General features: G+C 60.8%; 9 protein-coding genes. 2 read left to right on the plus strand and 7 right to left on the minus strand.

Going from position 1 to position 14,341, the window contains the following annotated elements; genetic code table 11:
- Positions 1-36 precede the first annotated feature (36 nt).
- From M5B44_RS06180 to putP, 4 genes are all read right to left on the minus strand, one after another.
- Positions 37-354: a hypothetical protein gene (locus tag M5B44_RS06180; protein WP_248738567.1), complete on the minus strand. Its 318-nt coding sequence runs from the start codon at positions 352-354 to the stop codon at positions 37-39.
- Between the two features lie 334 nt (positions 355-688).
- Positions 689-1,396 carry a DUF4123 domain-containing protein gene (locus M5B44_RS06185; protein WP_248738745.1) on the minus strand — a complete coding sequence of 236 codons (708 nt, stop codon included), beginning with the start codon at positions 1,394-1,396 and terminating at the stop codon, positions 689-691.
- Positions 1,386-3,401 (minus strand): type VI secretion system tip protein VgrG, encoded by a 2,016-nt coding sequence (locus M5B44_RS06190; protein ID WP_248738568.1) that lies wholly within the window; start codon positions 3,399-3,401, stop codon positions 1,386-1,388. Before M5B44_RS06190 ends, M5B44_RS06185 begins: the two co-directional genes overlap by 11 nt.
- Before the next feature lie 228 nt (positions 3,402-3,629).
- Positions 3,630-5,114: a sodium/proline symporter PutP gene (gene putP / locus M5B44_RS06195; protein ID WP_248738569.1), complete on the minus strand. Its 1,485-nt coding sequence runs from the start codon at positions 5,112-5,114 to the stop codon at positions 3,630-3,632.
- Between the two features lie 458 nt (positions 5,115-5,572).
- Here putP and putA point away from each other — a divergent pair, with 458 nt between their 5' ends.
- Together putA and M5B44_RS06205 are read left to right on the plus strand one after the other, a co-directional pair.
- Entirely contained in the window at positions 5,573-9,526 is a 3,954-nt protein-coding gene (putA, locus tag M5B44_RS06200; RefSeq protein WP_248738570.1) for a trifunctional transcriptional regulator/proline dehydrogenase/L-glutamate gamma-semialdehyde dehydrogenase, read from the plus strand.
- Between the two features lie 143 nt (positions 9,527-9,669).
- Positions 9,670-11,472: an acyl-CoA dehydrogenase gene (locus M5B44_RS06205; RefSeq protein WP_248738571.1), complete on the plus strand. Its 1,803-nt coding sequence runs from the start codon at positions 9,670-9,672 to the stop codon at positions 11,470-11,472.
- Positions 11,473-11,546: 74 nt separating this feature from the next.
- Here the strand turns inward: M5B44_RS06205 and M5B44_RS06210 are convergent, their stop codons facing one another.
- From M5B44_RS06210 to M5B44_RS06220, 3 genes are all read right to left on the minus strand, one after another.
- A complete protein-coding gene (locus M5B44_RS06210) occupies positions 11,547-13,484 on the minus strand; it encodes a methyl-accepting chemotaxis protein (RefSeq protein ID WP_248738572.1) in 1,938 nt (645 codons plus the stop codon).
- 100 nt (positions 13,485-13,584) lie between these two features.
- On the minus strand, positions 13,585-13,887 hold the full coding sequence (locus M5B44_RS06215; protein WP_011332115.1) for a cell division protein ZapA: 303 nt from the start codon (positions 13,885-13,887) through the stop codon (positions 13,585-13,587).
- The gene (locus tag M5B44_RS06220; RefSeq protein ID WP_007952320.1) at positions 13,884-14,114 is read right to left on the minus strand and encodes a hypothetical protein; all 231 of its coding nucleotides are present in this window, start codon (positions 14,112-14,114) and stop codon (positions 13,884-13,886) included. Before M5B44_RS06220 ends, M5B44_RS06215 begins: the two co-directional genes overlap by 4 nt.
- Positions 14,115-14,341: the final 227 nt, after the last annotated feature.

Here is a 14,341-nt window from a genome sequence, read left to right on the forward strand (position 1 = left end):
AGTTCGCTGTTTTGGCGAGGGAGTCTGCATCGTCTGTCAGGGCTGCGCGCGCAGGCGCTTGCCAATCACATCCAAGACATCACAACCGTCACGCAACGGAATCACACAGAGCTGGGCAAAGTCGCTGAGGATGACCGAGTCGCACTCGACCGAGCCGCGCATGCACATGTTTTCCAGGACCTGGATTACGGCGCGGATGCGGTAGTTGGCGGCGTCCATCAGGACATCGAGCGGGGCGTGGGTGTCGATGAACAGGGTGGGCATGTCGTTGCAGTTGCTGGTCAGCGCCATGAGGCGGTTGTTGGGGTGAGGGATGAAAGGTTCGTAGGGTGGATCAGGTTTTAACGTCGACATTTGTTTGCACCTCGGCAGGTTAAGTGAAGCTGCCAACGACCTTCCTACAGGTTTGGGTGGCAGCTGTACGCGAGAGTAGGAAACTGAGGAACCCACCAAACTCAGCTACGCCGAAGCGTTCCCGCGCACAGCCGCCGCGAACAATGTCATGGGCACGTTCAAGTGCCGCAATCAAAGGACAGAGCTGATGCACGGTGAGTTTTCCAAGGGTTCCTACGCCCTGTCACCACTCTCGCGGTGACAGCCAAAAGACTATCCCCGCACCACCGCGCCCACCAGTTCACGCAAACCGCCGCAACTCGCAGGAAACGTCCGAAGCCTTTGCCCGGAAATTTCACTCTGACTCGTCCCGCAAGTAGTCCAGCAATGCCGAAGCCGAAGATTCGTCCGACGCCGTAACCGCAAAAAACCTGACAACCTTGCAGCGCAATACAACGGCGGGAAACGTCTCGAACAACGCCGGCTGCTCCTCGCTCAACCACTGCAAGGCGTTGTTGATCCGGGCATCACCACCGAACTGCGACAGCAGCTTTTCCGGCACCGGCCACCAAGGAAACTCCCGACCCGAGACCTGCGCCCTGCCCTCGATCTCCACGGTCTGACCGTTGATCAACCCTCGCGTAAGGACCGGCAGCAATTGCCCGGCATCCACCTCGGGCGACTCAAGGATCGGCAACAAATACCGCCCATCCCAAAACCGGAAGAACACCGCTTTCCCGTCCGGCATCAGCACCTGAGTCAGACTGCGAAAATGCTCGACCACTGTCTCAAGACTTGCCGAAGAAACCGCCAGCCAGCCCCAGTCACGAGACTCAGTGGTCGCCACCCAATCCAGAAACTCACTGCCCGCGTCGACGATTCCCACATAGGGCATCACCGCATCCCACTCGGCATAAATCGTTTCCGCCCAGACCGGTTTCGGCATCTGCGCATTCGACGGCCAGGCTTTCAACGGTTCCACCGCACTGGCGCTACTGAAAATTGCGAACAGCTGCTCCGATGGTTTCAGCGGCTCTCCCTTCAACCATTGATCAGGCCGCACAGACACCCTCCTTGCAGCGCTCACATTCTTCGCAGAACGGCGCGTCACCTTTAAGGCTCATGATTTGCGCAGCGGTCAAAATCGCTGCCGGTGCCGCCGTCAGTTTTTCCGGCAACCCCGGCACGGTCGGCGCGGCGCTCATCGCCGCCATCGGCGCACCTCCCACCACAATGGGCACGCTGCTGAAGATCCCGCCGGGGCCGATGTTGATCCATTGCCCGCCCGCCTGGATCGTCGCGCTCGCCCCGCCGTCGATCACCACCTGCTGGCCGGCGCTGACGTGGAATTGCGCACTGGCGTTGATCGCCTGACTGCTCACCCGAATATGCCTGTCGCCGGTCACCGTAAGGTGGTCATCCTGCTTCACTTCGGTCTGGCGCTGGCCGTGGGTAATGCGTTGTTCATCAGCTTTGAGTTCATGCTTGGCGAGACCGGTCACTACGACGCTGCGCTGGTTGTCGACCTGAAGCTGCTGATCATTCAGCACATGCTGCGTCCAGTTTCGCTGGGCGCGCAGGTAGATTTCCTCCGCGCCTTTGCGATCCTCGATGCGCAGTTCGTTGTAGCCCCCACCGCCGGGACTACTCTGGCTGCGGAAAATGCTGCGGGTCTTGTCGGCCGGCAGATCCAGCGGCACCGGCGTGGCGGCGTTCGGCAGGCAACCCATGACCAGCGGTTTGTCGGCGTCGGAGTCGATGAACCCCACCAGCACTTCCATGCCGACCCGTGGAATCAGCACGCTGCCATAACGGTCATGGGCCCAGCCGCTGGCAACCCGTAGCCAGCAGCTGGAATGCTCGTTGAGTTCGCCGTCGCGATCCCAGGCCAGTTGCACCTTGACCCGACCGTACTCATCGCAATGGATTTCACTGTCTTTCGGGCCGGTGACCACGGCCGGTTGATAACCAAGCATCCGTGGCTTTTCCGGCCCCATCGGCGGACGGAAGAATACGTCCCACGGCGTGGCGAGAAAGGTATTACGGTAACCCTGGAATTCGTCGCCATCGCTGGTGACCGATTCCTCCAGCACTTGCGGCTGCCGGCCATGGTGCTCGACGGAAGTCAGCAGCCAGAGGTCATTCAAATCCTGGCGCGGATGCTCGCTCAGTTGCAGGAAATGTCCGCTGACCAAGGTGGATTGATCGCTGCGGCCCTCGGCCTGACGGTAGTCGGCGACATGTCGCTCAAGGGTGCGCCGGGCCAGTTGCTTGCCGGTTTCGCGCTCGGTGAACTGGCCGGGAAAGTGGTAATCCTCCAGCACCGGGCGCTGTTCGCTTTCCACCCGACTCTGCAACGACAGACGTGGCTTGGTGAAGTCGTAATCACGCCGGGTGACCACGCTGGTGCGGGTTTCCACGCGGACGGTGAAGCGCTTGATCGCCGGCGCCGCCGCAGCCATGCCGCTGCCCGGCAGGTACAGCGTCGGTTCGGCCAGACGCGGAAATACCGTTTGATCGTCGCCGAACACCAACAGATGCCCGTCCGTGCTGTGCTGAAAGTGGAAATGAATACCGACCTCGGCACACAGGCGCTGAATGAACGCCAGATCGCTCTCGGCGTACTGCACGCAATATTCACGGGGCGGGTAATCGCTGCCGAGACGAAATTCGAAGGCATCGCGCAGGATCGCGTGATCCTTGAGGATCTGCGTCACGATCTGCGGCACGCTTTGATGCTGGAAAATCCGCTGATTGATCCGGTGGCCGAGATAGGCCAAACGCGGAACAAGGCTGACGTGATAGCGGGTCAGACGCTTGCCGGAATCCCCCTGCCCGACCCGATAGATCTGACCGTGGATACCGGAACCGCCTTCATCAAAACTCAGAAATGCCTGACAGTGCAGCAGGCTTTCAAGATCCAGATCCGGTCGCTCGCTGATCAGCTCCAGGTCAAAGCGAAAGGGTTGGCTGATGGCTTCCTTGCCCGTGAACTCAAGGACCTTGAGGTCAAATTGGGCGCCTTCGACGGTCAACGTGAAACGCGGTTGATTGGCAGGCGCGAACATCCGATGTCTCTCTGCAGTATGAAGGCGGGCGATTCTGCATGAGGGGCAAGGGGTGCAGGTTGGGTGACCGGAAAATCAGATTTTCCCTACTTGAAACTTCGATCTCCCCTTCAACAATCGGCGCATTCGACTACAGACTTTTCCTTCAGAAAAATCGCAGACAATAAAAAACGGCCCGTTTCCTGGCAGGAAACGGGCCGTTCTTTTGTGAGCCTCAGCTCATTCCCATCACTTGTTCAGATGGAAGTCCTTCTCGGCCGCTTCAAAGCGCTGAACCATGCCAGTGCTTGGCTGGCCCATCAGGCTGACCAGGTAGATGGCCAGGCTGGCGAAGATGAAGCCCGGGATGATTTCGTACAGGCCCAGCACTTCGAAGTGCTTCCACACGATCACGGTGATCGCGCCGACCAGGATGCCGGCCAGTGCGCCGTCGCGGGTCATCTTCTTCCAGATCACCGAGATCAGCACGACCGGGCCGAAGGCTGCGCCGAAACCGGCCCAGGCGTAGGACACCAGACCCAGCACTCGGTTGTCCGGGTTGGCGGCCATCGCGATGGCGATCAGCGCAACCACCAGCACCATGGCGCGACCGACCCATACCAGCTCGACTTGCGAGGCGGACTTACGCAGGAAGGTCTTGTAGAAGTCTTCGGTCAGGGCGCTCGAGCACACCAGCAACTGGCAGCTCAGGGTACTCATCACGGCAGCCAGAATGGCCGACAGCAGGACACCGGCAATCCACGGGTTGAAGAGGATTTTCGCCAGTTCGATGAACACACGCTCGTGGTTCTCGGTCACGGGCATTGCCACATCCGGATTGGCCGAGAAGTACGCGATACCGAAGAAGCCCACGGCCACGGTGCCGCCCAGGCACAGGATCATCCAGGTCATGGAGATGCGACGGGCGTTGGCGATGGATTTCACCGAGTCAGCGGCCATGAAGCGCGCGAGGATGTGCGGCTGACCGAAGTAACCCAGGCCCCAGCCCATCAGCGAGATGATGCCGATGAAAGTCGTTCCTTTGAGCATATCGAAGTTGCCAGGATCGTTGGCTTCGATGGCCAGGAACGTGGTGTCCACGCCGCCGGTGGCCAGCAGCACAATGATCGGCGTCAGGATCAGCGCGAAGATCATCAGGGTGGCTTGAACGGTATCGGTCCAGCTCACCGCGAGGAAACCGCCGACGAAGGTGTAGGCAATCGTCGCCGCAGCACCGGCCCACAGTGCCGTCTCGTAGGACATGCCGAAGGTGCTTTCGAACAGACGGGCACCGGCAACGATGCCGGAAGCACAGTAGATGGTGAAGAACACCAGAATCACCACCGCCGAAATGATGCGCAGCAGACCGCTTTTGTCTTCGAAACGGCTGGCGAAGTAGTCCGGCAGGGTCAGGGCATCGCCGTTGTGCTCGGTCTGAACACGCAGACGGCCGGCGACGAACAGCCAGTTCAGGTAGGCACCGACGATCAGGCCGATGGCGATCCAGCTTTCGGACAGGCCGGACATGTAGATGGCGCCCGGCAGGCCCATCAGCAACCAGCCGCTCATGTCGGAAGCGCCGGCGGACAATGCGGTCACCACGCTGCCCAGGCTGCGGCCGCCCAGAATGTAGTCGGAAAGGTTGTTGGTGGAGCGATAGGCCATGAAGCCGATCAGCACCATTGCTGCGATGTAGATCACGAACGTGATCAGGGTTGGATTGCTTGCGCTCATTACGTACGTGCCCTGGCTTTGTTTTTATGTAGCGGCGGCGGTTGCACCGCTTGCAGACTGACGTCTGACAGACGATTCGCACGGCCGCGCATTTATGACCAATGTTTCCCCAGGAAAGCCATTGGCCGGCACACCGGGTTTCCCGGTTGCACCTTGGGCGCGAATCCTATGCAACAAAGCAAAACAGGTGCAACCAGTTTCTTGAGAATTAGTTGCACCTACGTCGTTTTTTCGGCCGCAAACCGCCGTTTTTGCACCGTTGCGGCGCAGTCACACCCCGCAATGTGCCTTGAAAGCACCTATCTAGAGCGATCCTCGCGAAGCTGAAATTTATTCCTGACAAGTTGCCGAATATTCCGACAAAAAAAGGGTTGCACCCGGTTGCACCTCTTTCGGCTCGCGGCTAATCTTGCGGCCAGCTGTTGTCGCGCAACTGCGGCACCTATGAGGATAAAAATATGGCTACCACCACCCTTGGGGTCAAACTTGACGACCCGACCCGCGAGCGCCTGAAGGCCGCCGCAACCTCGATTGATCGCACGCCGCACTGGCTGATCAAGCAGGCAATTTTCAATTACCTGGAAAAACTCGAGGGTGGTGCAACCCTGACCGAGCTGAACGGTTTGACCGCCAAGGACGCCGACGACGCGGGCGAAGTCCACACCGATCACGCTCACCAATGTTTCCTTGAATTCGCCGAAAGCATCCTGCCGCAATCGGTGCTGCGCGCCTCAATCACCGCCGCTTACCGCCGCCCTGAGCCGGAAGTGGTGCCGATGCTGATCGAACAGGCTCGCCTGCCAGCACCGATGGCCGAAGCCACCAACAAACTTGCAGCCAACATCGCGGAAAAACTGCGTAACCAGAAGAGTGCCGGCGGTCGTGCAGGCATTGTTCAGGGCCTGCTGCAGGAATTTTCCCTGTCGTCCCAGGAAGGCGTGGCGCTGATGTGCCTGGCCGAAGCGCTGTTGCGTATCCCGGACAAAGGCACTCGCGATGCACTGATCCGCGACAAGATCAGCACCGGCAACTGGCAGCCGCACCTGGGCAACAGCCCGTCGTTGTTCGTCAACGCGGCGACCTGGGGTCTGCTGCTGACCGGCAAACTGGTGTCGACCCACAACGAAGCCGGCCTGACTTCGTCCCTGAGCCGCATCATCGGCAAGAGCGGCGAGCCGATGATCCGCAAGGGCGTCGACATGGCCATGCGCCTGATGGGCGAGCAGTTCGTGACCGGCGAAACCATCGCCGAGGCACTGGCCAACGCGAGCAAGTTCGAAGCCAAGGGTTTCCGTTATTCCTACGACATGCTCGGTGAAGCGGCGCTGACCGAACACGACGCCCAGAAGTACCTGGCCTCGTACGAACAAGCCATTCATTCGATCGGCAAAGCCTCCCACGGCCGTGGGATTTATGAAGGCCCGGGCATCTCGATCAAACTGTCGGCCCTGCACCCGCGTTACAGCCGTGCCCAGTACGAGCGCGTGATGGACGAGCTGTACCCGCGTCTGCTGTCGCTGACCCTGCTGGCCAAGCAATATGACATCGGCCTGAACATCGACGCCGAAGAAGCCGACCGCCTGGAGCTGTCGCTGGATCTGCTCGAGCGTCTGTGCTTCGAGCCGCAACTGACTGGCTGGAACGGCATCGGTTTCGTGATCCAGGCCTACCAGAAGCGTTGCCCGTATGTGATCGACTACGTGATCGACCTGGCTCGTCGCAGCCGTCATCGCCTGATGATCCGTCTGGTGAAAGGCGCGTACTGGGACAGCGAAATCAAGCGCGCCCAGGTCGAAGGTCTGGAAGGCTATCCGGTCTACACCCGCAAGGTGTACACCGACGTTTCCTACATCGCCTGCGCACGCAAACTGCTGTCGGTACCGGAAGTCATCTACCCGCAATTCGCCACGCACAACGCCCACACCCTGTCGGCGATTTATCACATTGCCGGTCAGAACTATTACCCGGGCCAGTACGAATTCCAGTGCCTGCACGGCATGGGCGAACCGTTGTACGAGCAGGTTGTAGGCAAGGTCTCCGAAGGCAAACTGAACCGTCCGTGCCGCGTGTACGCCCCGGTCGGCACCCACGAAACCCTGCTGGCATACCTCGTACGTCGTCTGCTGGAAAACGGCGCCAACACCTCGTTCGTCAACCGTATCGCCGACCAGTCGATTTCGATCCAGGAACTGGTGGCCGATCCCGTTGCGCAGATCGAGCAGATGGCAACCGTGGAAGGTGGTTTCGGCCTGCCGCACCCGCGCATTCCGCTGCCGCGTGACCTGTACGGTTCCGAGCGCGCCAACTCCAGCGGCATCGACATGGCCAACGAACATCGTCTGGCATCGCTGTCCTGTGCCCTGCTGGCCACCGCGCACAACAACTGGAAAGCCGCGCCGATGCTCGGCTGCGCCTCCAGCAACGAAGCGCCGGCACCGGTGCTGAACCCGTCCGATCTGCGTGACGTGGTCGGCCACGTGCAGGAAGCCACCGTCGAAGACGTCGACAACGCCATTCAATGCGCCCTGAACGCCGCCCCGATCTGGCAGGCCACCCCGCCAGCCGAGCGTGCCGCGATTCTGGAACGCGCCGCTGACCTGATGGAAGGCGAAATCCAGCCGCTGATGGGCCTGCTGGCCCGCGAAGCCGGCAAGACCTTCGCCAACGCCATCGCCGAAGTCCGCGAAGCCGTCGACTTCCTGCGTTATTACGCAGTGCAGGCACGCAACGATTTCAGCAACGACGCCCACCGCCCACTGGGCCCGGTGGTCTGTATCAGCCCGTGGAACTTCCCGCTGGCCATCTTCAGCGGCCAGGTTGCCGCCGCACTGGCCGCCGGCAACCCGGTTCTGGCCAAACCGGCCGAACAGACTCCGCTGGTCGCCGCACAAGCCGTGCGTTTGCTGCTCGAAGCCGGGATTCCGGAAGGCGTTCTGCAACTGCTGCCGGGTCGCGGTGAAACCGTCGGTGCCGGTCTGGTGGGCGACGAGCGCGTCAAAGGCGTGATGTTCACTGGTTCCACCGAAGTCGCGCGCCTGCTGCAACGTAACATCGCCGGTCGTCTCGACAACCAGGGCCGCCCGATTCCGCTGATCGCCGAAACCGGCGGGCAGAACGCGATGATCGTCGACTCTTCGGCACTGACCGAACAAGTAGTGATCGACGTGGTGTCCTCGGCCTTCGACAGCGCCGGCCAGCGTTGCTCGGCCCTGCGCGTCCTGTGCCTGCAGGAAGATTCCGCTGATCGCGTCATCGAAATGCTCAAGGGCGCGATGGCTGAAAGCCGTCTCGGCAACCCGGAGCGTCTGTCCGTGGACATCGGCCCGGTGATCGACGCCGAAGCCAAGGCCGGCATCGAGAAACACATCCAGGGCATGCGCGACAAAGGTCGCAACGTGTACCAGGTGGCCATCGCCGATGCCGAGGAAGTCAAACGCGGCACCTTCGTCATGCCGACCCTGATCGAACTGGAAAGCTTCGACGAGCTGCAACGCGAGATCTTCGGCCCGGTGCTGCACGTGGTGCGCTACAAGCGTAAAGAGATCGACCAGTTGATCGCCCAGATCAACGCCTCCGGCTACGGCCTGACCCTCGGCGTGCACACCCGCATCGACGAGACCATCGCCAAGGTGATCGACAACGTCAACGCCGGTAACGTCTACGTCAACCGCAACATTGTGGGTGCCGTGGTCGGCGTCCAGCCGTTCGGTGGCGAAGGTCTGTCGGGTACTGGCCCGAAAGCCGGTGGCCCGCTGTACCTGTACCGTCTGCTGTCGACCCGCCCTACTGACGCGATCGAACAATCCTTCGCTCGCGGTGATGCTGCCGTGGCACCGGACGTTCGTCTGCGCGATGCCCTGAGCAAACCGCTAGTTGCCCTGAAAGCCTGGGCCGACAGCAACAAGTTCGCCGACCTGAGCACCTTGTGTGTGCAGTACGCGGCCCAGTCGCAAAGCGGCATCACCCGCGTACTGGCCGGCCCGACCGGCGAAAAGAACAGCTACGCGATCCTGCCACGCGAGCACGTTCTGTGCCTGGCGGACATCGAAGGTGATCTGCTGACCCAACTCGCAGCGGTACTGGCAGTGGGCGGTTCGGCGGTATGGCCGGAGTCCGACACCAGCAAGGCATTGTTCGCACGCCTGCCGAAGGAGATTCAGACGCGGATCAAACTGGTTTCCGACTGGAACAAGGACGATGTGGTGTTCGATGCGGTTCTGCATCACGGCCATTCCGACCAATTGCGTGCGGTCTGCCAGCAGATCGCCAAACGTGCCGGTGCCATCGTTGGGGTTCAGGGCCTGTCCCAGGGCGAGACCAACATTGCGCTGGAGCGCCTGGTGATCGAGCGCGCATTGAGCGTCAACACCGCAGCAGCGGGCGGTAACGCCAGCCTGATGACCATCGGTTAATCAGCGACTCTGCCAGCCACATAAAAATGGGCGCCCTCACCGGCGCCCATTTTTTTGGCCTCTCCATCACCGTTATCAATCTTCCTGTTCAGCCTTTATTCGTACGCCTAGACTCGGTCCATTCCAAAAAAAGGTAGGCCGCCATGTCCGAGACGCTGCTCAGTTCCCGCAATCTGGCTTTCGAGCTGTACGAAGTCCTCGATGCCGAGGGCCTGACCCGGCGCGAGCGGTTTGCCGAACACAACCGCGAAACCTTCGATGCCGCGATCGGCACCGCGCGCAACATCGCCGAGAAGTACTTCGCACCGCACAACCGCAAGGGCGACGAGAACGAACCGCGCTACGAGAACGGTCAGGCGATTCTGATCCCCGAAGTGAAACCGGCGGTGGATGCTTTCCTCGAAGCCGGATTCCTCAACGCTGCGCGCAGTTTCGACGCCGGCGGCATGCAACTTCCTACATTATTGTCCCAGGCCTGCTTCGCCCACTTTCAGTCGGCCAACGCGGCTTCGACCTCCTATCCGTTCCTGACCATGGGCGCGGCCAACCTGATCGAAAGCTTCGGCACCGACGAGCAGAAGCAACGCTTCCTGCAACCGATGATCGAAGGTCGCTTCTTCGGCACCATGGCCCTGACCGAACCCCATGCCGGTTCGTCGCTGTCGGATATTCGTACCCGCGCCGAACCGGCGTCCGACGGCACCTATCGCCTAAAGGGCAACAAGATCTTCATTTCCGGTGGCGATCACCCGCTCTCGGAAAACATCGTGCACATGGTGCTGGCCAAGCTGCCGGACGCGCCGGCCGGGGTGAAGGGGATTTCGCTGTTTATCGTGCCGAAGTTTCTGGTCAACGATGACGGCAGCCTCGGCAAGCGCAACGACGTGCTGCTGGCCGGGCTGTTCCACAAAATGGGCTGGCGCGGCACCACGTCCACGGCGCTGAACTTCGGCGATAACGGCGAGTGCGTCGGTTATCTGGTGGGCAAGCCGCACCACGGTTTGAGCTACATGTTCCAGATGATGAACGAGGCGCGGATCGGCGTCGGCATGGGCGCGGTGATGCTCGGTTACGCCGGTTACCTGTACTCGCTGGAATACGCTCGCGAACGCCCACAGGGCCGGGTGCCGGACAGCAAGGACCCGACGACGGCGCCGGTGGCAATCATTCAGCACGCCGACGTCAGACGCATGCTGCTGACGCAAAAGTCCTACGTTGAAGGTGCGTTCGATCTCGGCTTATATGCGGCGCGACTGTTCGATGACACCACCACGCTTGAGACCGAAGCCGAGCGTAAACAGGCCCATGAATTGCTGGATCTGCTGACGCCGATAGTCAAATCCTGGCCATCGGAGTTCTGCCTGAAAGCCAACGAGCTGGCGATCCAGATTCTCGGTGGCCACGGCTATACCCGCGAATACCCGGTGGAACAGTACTACCGCGACAACCGTCTGAACCCGATCCACGAAGGCACCCACGGCATTCAGTCGCTGGACTTGCTGGGACGCAAACTGGCGCAGAACGGTGGCGCCGGGCTCAAGCAATTGATCCGCCTGATTGCCGCCACCGCCGAACGCGCGGTGGCGTACGGATCGTTGACAGCGCTGCGTGAGCCGTTGGAGAAACTGGTCGCACGCCTGCAGAGCGTGACCATCGGCCTGCTGACCGATCTGGCTCAGGGCAAGGTCAACAGCAGCCTGGCGAATTCGGCGCTGTACCTGAAAGTGTTCGGGCACACGGTGATTGGCTGGCGCTGGCTGGAGCAGGCGATTCGGGCCGAAGAAGGGTTGGCCAAGGGGAATGCGGCGGATGCCGACTTCTATAAGGGCAAGTTGCAGGCGGCGCGGTATTTTCTGACGTGGGAAGTGCCGGGTTGCCAGCATGAGTTGGCGTTGCTGGAGGCTCGGGATGATACGTGTCTGGGGATGCAGGATGCGTGGTTCTGATCCGAGCCTTGTATAACGGTCAAGATCCAATCGCGAGCAAGCTCGCGATGGCGCCATCACGGGCGCCGCATTAATCAGGTAAGTTTGAACCCACCCATCTGCCGCGCCAGATCATCCGCCAGCCGCTGCAACATCTGACAATCCTCACGACAGGCGCGAACCTCCCCCGCCGTGGCCCGGGCCAGATCGGAAATCCCCTGCACGTTGCGGTTGATCTCCTCGGTCACCGCCGACTGTTCCTCAGTCGCCGTCGCCACCTGATGGTTCATGTCGCTGATGCGCTCGACCTGCCCGGTAATTGCAGTCAGCGACGCCCCGGTGCGCTGGCTCGATTCAACCCCAGTCCCCGTCGCAGCCTGACCGGTGCGCATGGATGACACCGCATTCTCCGCCCCTTGTTTGAGGCTGCCGATCATCTGCTGGATCTCGTCAGTGGATGCCTGGGTGCGGCGCGCCAAGGTGCGCACTTCATCGGCCACCACTGCGAAACCACGCCCCATGTCGCCGGCCCGCGCTGCTTCGATGGCCGCATTCAGCGCCAACAGATTGGTCTGCTCGGACACCCCGCGAATCACCGCCAACACCTGATCGATCGACGCCACCTGATGCGCCAGCTCACCCACCGCGCCGGCCGCGACGCCGATTTCGTCGGACATGCTTTCTATATGGCGAATCGAGCCGCCGACCACTTCCCGCGCCTGCATCGCTTCATCACGGGCGGTTTGCGAGGCGAGTGCAGCGTTGCCGGCGTTCTGGGCGATTTCCTGCACGGTCAGGCCCATTTCGTGGACGGCGGTGGCGACCATGTCGGTCATTTCCTGCTGGCGGCCGGAGCGCTCGGCGGTGTTATCCACAACCCTGGCCACCTGGCCGACGGCGACACGCAGACGCTCGCTGGTGGTCAGCACTTCGCCGATCATCCCGCGCTGGCTGTCGAGGAAACGGTTGAAGCCCCGGGCAAGGTCGCCCAGCTCGTCGGCGCGGCTGGAATCTAACCGATGGGTCAAATCTCCACCACCGCTACCGATTGCTACCAGTGCAGCTGTTACCTGACGAATCGGTCGCACCAGTCCCTGGGCCAGCCAGATCACCAGCGCCAGGCAAACCAGCGCCACCGCCAGACCGATGCCGCTGCTCATCCACATCGCCCGGCGGGCTTCGGCGTAGATCTGCGACTGCGGCACTTCGGCCACCAGGGTCCAGCCGAGGTCGCGCAAGGGCAAGCTGAAGGCGAGAAAGTCTTCACCGTCGCGCTGGAAGCTGCTGTTGGTCGCCACTTTGTGGCCCATGACCGCTTGCGCTGCGGATCCGCCGATCTGCTCGCTCAAGGTGCGCTTGCCGCTGAACTGTGCCTCGGGATGGACCTGGATCAGACCGTCAGAACGCACGAGATAGACCTTCCCGCGCTCGCCGAAGCTGAAGTTGTGGATCAACTCCGACAGCTCTTTCATGCTCAACCCGAGCCCCGCAACGCCGACCACTTTTCCGGCCTGCTCGACCTTCAGGTCGATGAACAGCGCCAACTCACCGGTGGCCCCGTCGTTGTCGATGTTCAGGGTTCGGGGCTGATTGCTGTCGAGAAAAGAGTAAAACCAGGCATCGGCCGGTTTGGATCGGCTGAGGGTGCGATCCAGGCCTTTTTCGGTGATGTAGTGATTGGATTCGGTACCGATGATCAGCGCGGTGAACGCCTTGTGTTCGGCGCGGATGCCTTCCAGATACTGTGCGAAGCCTGCTGTTTTGGCGGAGTCTTCACCCGTGGCCAGCCAGTCACGGACCATGGTGTTGCTGGCGATGTCCTTGGCGGCGGTGAGGGGTTGAACGAGGATTCGCTCGATGTCGTTGCGCGTCGCTTCGATGCTCGACGGCAACGCCTGTTCGACCAGATAGCTCTGGGCGAGGCGGTTGACCACCAGGGTATAAATGCCAACCACGATCAGGATGCTGACCAGCAGGGCGGTGCCCATGCCGAGGATCAGCTGCCATTGAATACTGCGACGCCAGAACTGCATGGAGCACCCCCAAAGAATAAGAGGCTGAAACACTGCAACAGCCGTGCCGATTGTATACAACACAATCGACAATCTTATTCTTTGGTTGTGCGCAACCCCATCAACCCTGATTGATGGTCTTGGCGATGGTCTCGACCGTGGCGCTGACTTGCTCTTGGTAACGTTCGAGTTCCTGCTGGTGCTGCTTCTTCATTTCAATCTGCTGCGAACACAGATTCATCGCCGCCAGCACCAGCAGGCGGTCACCGATCAGGGTCGGGTATTTGCGCTTGGTGTCGGCCAGCGCAGCCTTGAGCATCAATGCAGCGTCCAGCAGGGTCTGTTCTTCCCCGGCCGGTGCCTTGATCGAATAGTCCTCCCCGAGAATGGAGATGACTTTTACCCCTGCTGTGCCGTGGTTCATGCGCTGACAGGACCCGCGTTGACGCGATCAACCAGGGCCTGGATGCGTGCGGCGGTGGCGCCGTGCTTTTCTTCCTGTTCCATCAGGCTCAGTTGCAGGCTTTCGTTTTCATCCTTGGCCTGGGCCAGTTCCGTGGACAGGGTCTGGTTGGTTTCCGACAGGGTCTGGTTCTGTTGCACCAGGTCGCTGACGAGCTGTTCCAATTGGCTGAGGGATGCTTCCAACATTTTGATATTCCAGGGCTTTTTCAAAGGGCGCGTACGATAAAGAAAAGTCGTCGTGGATGCCAGGGTTAAACCGGCGCAAAGCCTTGATTTTCCTGGCAGTCGACCATTCCTGCGAGTGTTAGAGACTGTGATCTGCCGATCTGGTTCCTGCACTTCGTCGCCCGACCCCTTATGCGACAAATACGCGCACCGCCTCAAGACTTTAGTCGTATGACCGATAAGTCATC

The sequence above is a fragment of the Pseudomonas sp. MWU12-2029 genome (assembly GCF_023242425.1).
Lineage (GTDB): Bacteria > Pseudomonadota > Gammaproteobacteria > Pseudomonadales > Pseudomonadaceae > Aquipseudomonas > Aquipseudomonas kribbensis.